The 4,143-nt window shown below is 74.5% G+C and carries 5 protein-coding genes; 1 reads left to right on the plus strand and 4 read right to left on the minus strand.

Features of this window, described 5'->3' with window-relative positions; genetic code table 11:
• The 4 genes from IFT36_RS15445 to IFT36_RS15460 form a co-directional block, all read right to left on the minus strand.
• A partial coding sequence (locus IFT36_RS15445) for an N-acetylglucosamine-6-phosphate deacetylase (RefSeq protein ID WP_307785132.1) occupies positions 1-1,160 on the minus strand: 1,160 nt, incomplete at its 3' end.
• Positions 1,157-1,552 carry a YrdB family protein gene (locus IFT36_RS15450; RefSeq protein ID WP_056043326.1) on the minus strand — a complete coding sequence of 132 codons (396 nt, stop codon included), beginning with the start codon at positions 1,550-1,552 and terminating at the stop codon, positions 1,157-1,159. The genes IFT36_RS15450 and IFT36_RS15445, both read right to left, overlap by 4 nt.
• 34 nt (positions 1,553-1,586) lie before the next feature.
• Positions 1,587-2,417 (minus strand): formyltetrahydrofolate deformylase, encoded by an 831-nt coding sequence (gene purU, locus IFT36_RS15455; protein WP_200413593.1) that lies wholly within the window; start codon positions 2,415-2,417, stop codon positions 1,587-1,589.
• Positions 2,418-2,550: 133 nt separating this feature from the next.
• Positions 2,551-2,967 carry a DUF1304 domain-containing protein gene (locus IFT36_RS15460; RefSeq protein WP_159827864.1) on the minus strand — a complete coding sequence of 139 codons (417 nt, stop codon included), beginning with the start codon at positions 2,965-2,967 and terminating at the stop codon, positions 2,551-2,553.
• A gap of 120 nt (positions 2,968-3,087) precedes the next feature.
• Between IFT36_RS15460 and IFT36_RS15465 the strand changes: the two genes are divergently transcribed.
• Positions 3,088-4,116 carry a LacI family DNA-binding transcriptional regulator gene (locus tag IFT36_RS15465; protein WP_200413591.1) on the plus strand — a complete coding sequence of 343 codons (1,029 nt, stop codon included), beginning with the start codon at positions 3,088-3,090 and terminating at the stop codon, positions 4,114-4,116.
• Positions 4,117-4,143: the final 27 nt, after the last annotated feature.

Raw genomic sequence — 4,143 nt, forward strand, 5'->3', positions numbered from 1 at the left:
GTGCCCGCGCGCCTGCCCCCGGCGTCGAGGCCGAGCACGCGGGCCGGCACGAGCGTCAGCGCCGCGACGGCGTCGACGGCCGAGAGTCCGGTCCGGAGGACGGCGATGCGCAGGGCGGCGTCCTGCGTCAGGGTCGAACCCGCGATGGTCGACGTGCCCGTGAGCACGGCGACGCCGTGCTCGACCGTCACCGCGAGTTCGCCGATGCGGTAGTCGCCGTCGGCGGCTCCGGCCGCGGCCATCGCGTCGGTGATGAGGGCGACCCGCCGGGGCGCCGAGCGCAGCACGAGGTCCGCCACGGCCGGGTGCACGTGCACGCCGTCGAGGATCAGCTCGATCGTCACGCGTTCGTCGCCGACCGCCGCGACGAGCGGCCCCGGGTCGCGGTGGTGGATGCCGGCCATGGCGTTGAACGCGTGGGTCACGAGGCTCGCGCCGCGGTCGAACGCCGCGCGGGCGAGGTCGAAGTCGGCCCCGGTGTGCCCGACGGCGGCGACCACGCCCGAGCTGACGAGCCGGTCGATCGCGTCGAGCCCGCCGGGCAGCTCGGGGGCGAGGGTGACCTGACGGACGACGTCGTCGCCGGCCTCGAGCAGGCTCTCGACCGTGGCGGCGTCGGGTTCGAGCAGGAAGTGCGGGGCGTGGGCTCCCCGCCGGTCGGGCGCCAGGAACGGTCCTTCGAGGTGTGCCCCGAGCACCAGCGGATCACGGCGCATCAGGTCACCGATCAGCCCGAGCGACCGGGACAGCACCGGCACCGGGTTCGCGACGAGGCTGACCAGCGAGCGCGTCGTGCCATGACGGCGGTGCAGCGCGAGCCCCGCGTCGAGGTCGTCCGGTCCGCCGTCGAAGGCGTGCCCGCCGCCGCCGTGCGTGTGCAGGTCGATCAGCCCCGGGGTGAGCGTGGCGCCCGCGAGGTCGACCGTGACGTCCGCGGGGGGCGGCACCGCGCCTCCTGCGGTCGGGTCGTCGGGTGCACCCGACGCCGCCGAGGAGGCGCGGGTCGCATCGACCCCGTGCCTCGCCCCGGCCGCCGCGCGCGACCCCGGCACCGTGGCGCCGGTGGCGACGATCACGTCGCCGTCGACGAGCATCCAGAAGCCCTCGACCACGCCGTCGGCGTCGACCTTGCGGGCGTCGGAGAACAGGGTGGTCGTCACCGGCGGGCCCCCCGGCCGTTCTCCCGACGGAAGGCCAGGACGCCCGTGACGCCGGCCAGGACGGCGAACGCCACGGCGACGACCGGGTAGCCGAGCATGGCCCAGGCGGCGACCACGGCACCCATGATCGCGATCTCGACCAGGGCCTTGCCGACGGCGTCGGTCGGGATCGGGGCGCGTGGCGAACGGAACAGGCCCCACACGACGATCGCGAAGAGGGGCGCGCCGATCATGAACGCCAACGACGGGAACGGGAACGGCCAGGCGAGGTAGCCCCAGAACCCGAGGCTCAGGAAGGCGAGGATCAGCGTGACGAACCGCACCACGTCGAGGGGGCCGACCGGGCCGCCGCGGGCCGGGACGGGGGAGGGAGCGGGGTCGGTCGGGGTCACGCGTCCAGCGTACGGCCGGTGTGCCCGGGCGGGGCTAGCGGAAGACGATGGTGCGGGCGCCGTCGAGCAGCACGCGGTCCTCGGCAAACCAGCGGACGGCCTGGGTCAGGGTGCGGCTCTCTTCGTCCTGGCCGATCGCCATCAGTTCGGGGGCGCTGCGGGTGTGGTCGACGCGGACGACGTTCTGCTCGATGATCGGCCCCTCGTCGAGGTCGCTCGTGACGAAGTGCGCCGTCGCGCCGATCAGCTTCACGCCGCGGGCGTGCGCCTGGCGGTAGGGGTTCGCCCCCTTGAACCCGGGCAGGAACGAGTGGTGGATGTTGATCGCCCGGCCCTCGAGCGCGGCGCAGAGCTCGGGGCTGAGGATCTGCATGTAGCGGGCGAGCACGACCAGCTCGACGTCGTAGCGGTCGACGACCTGCAGCACGCGCGCCTCGAACGCCGCCTTCGACTCGGGGTCGGTGACCGGGTGGTGCTCGAACCGCTTGCCGTAGAACTCGGCGAGCCCCGACAGGTCGTCGTGGTTCGCCAGGATCAACGGCACCTCGATCGGCAGCTGGCCCGCCCGCTGCCGGAACAGCAGGTCGTTCACGCAGTGCGCCGCCTTGCTCGCGAGCACGAGGGTGCGGATCGGGCGACCGACGACGTCGAGCTTCGCCTGCGCGTCGTAGTGCGCGAGCACGGGCGCCAGCGCCGCCTCGAACGCGTCGCGCTCGCCGGGGGCCTCGACCTGCAGGCGCATGAAGAACGTGCCGGTGTCGTGGCTCGAGAACTGCGCCGACTCGGTGATGTTGCCGCCGGCCTGCACCACGGCGCCGCTGATCGCGTGGACGATGCCGGGCCGGTCCTGGCAGACGAGCGTCAGCGTCCAGTGCGTCGTCGGGGCGGCCGGGGCAGCGGCCCGAGCGGCGTCGGCGGTCGCGGCGTCGGGGGCGGAGGAGGCGCGGGTGGCGTCGGTCACGTCGGTCACCCGCCCAGGGTAGTGCGGCCGAACCCGGTCAGGCGGCGGCGATGAGCAGCGTGACGAGCGCGACGAGCGGGAGGAACCCCTGCGTGACCGCGGCGCGGGTCTTCGTGCGGTCCGAGAGCAGCAGGACGAGCGCGGCGGCGAGCATCGACCCCGTGCCCGCGACGAGCAGGGCGTTGCCCGAGGGGGATGCCTCGAAGGCGCTGCCCGCGCCTCCTGCCCCTCCGGCGGCGATCAGCACGACGCCCACGATCGTGACGATCGCGAGGAACAGGTTGTAGAAGCCCTGGTTGTAGGCGAGCGGCTTCGTGTGCTCGGCCTGGACGTCGTCGGTGATGCCGAAGGTCGCGCGGACGCGGGGGGTGGTCCAGAGGAAGGACTCCATCACGAAGATGTAGAGGTGCAGCAGGGCGGCGAGCGAGGCCGCGACGAGCGAGACGATGAGCATGCCCCGACCCTAGGGCCGGGCGGTCCACGCGAGGGTGGCGGCTGCGGCGGGTCAGTAGCATCGTGGGGGCGCAGCGGGCGCACACGGGCATCGGCACCGGCGAGGACGAGGAGGCGCGGCGTGGCAGAGCGGGTCACCATCGTGGAGGTCGCGGCCCGGGCCGGCGTCGCGATCAGTTCGGTCAGCAGCGCCCTCAACGGTCGCCCCGGCGTCTCGGAGCAGACCCGCGCGCGCATCCGCCAGGCCGCCGACGACCTCGGCTTCGTGCCGAGCGTCCGGGGCCGCAGCCTGAGCGCCAAGCGGGCGTTCACCGTCGGGCTCGTCGTGCACCGCGACCCGTTCGTGCTCGAGTCCGACCCGTTCTTCGGCAGCTTCATCGGCGGGCTCGAGTCGGTGCTCGACCCGCGCGGGTACGCGCTCATCCTGCAGATGGGGTCGGCGGCGGACGAACCGCTCGACCGCTATCGCCGGCTCGCGGCCGGACGTCGGGTCGACGGCGTCGTCCTGAACGAGCTGACGGTGGACGACCCGCGCGTCGAGCTGGTCCGCGAGCTCGACCTGCCCGCCGTCGGGGTCAACCCGGCCGGGGACTTCCCCCTGCCCGCCGTGCGGCAGGACGACTCGGCCGGCATCGGCGAGCTCGTCGAGCACCTCGTGTCGCTCGGTCACCGGCGGTTCGCCCACGTCGCCGGGCCCGGGCGCTTCGTCCACTCACGGCGTCGCGGGGCCGCCTGGCGGGACGCCGTCGTCGGAGCCGGGCACGAGCCCGGGGCGGTCGTCGAGGCCGACTTCACCTACGACGGGGGAGCCCGGGCCGCCGCTCGCCTCTTCGGCCCGGACGCACCGGTCCACGACCGGCCCACCGCCGTCTTCTGCGCCAACGACCTGGCCGCCATCGGGTTCATGACCGAGCTCGACCGACTCGGGGTCCGTGTGCCCGACGACGTCAGCGTGGCCGGGTTCGACGGCATCGAGCTCGGGTCGTACGTGCGCCCCGGGCTGACCACGCTGACGACGGCTCCGCGGCTGATCGGGGCCGAGGCGGCGCGCCTCCTGCTCTCGGCCGTCGAGGGCGAGGCCGTCACCGACGCCGAGATCGAGCCCGCCCGGCTGCTTGTCCGCGCGTCGACGGGCCGCGCCGCCCGCTGACCCCGCTGACCCCGCGGCGCCCCGCGC

It is taken from the genome of Frigoribacterium sp. CFBP 13605, assembly GCF_014839405.1.
In the GTDB taxonomy this organism is placed as follows: Bacteria; Actinomycetota; Actinomycetes; order Actinomycetales; family Microbacteriaceae; genus Frigoribacterium.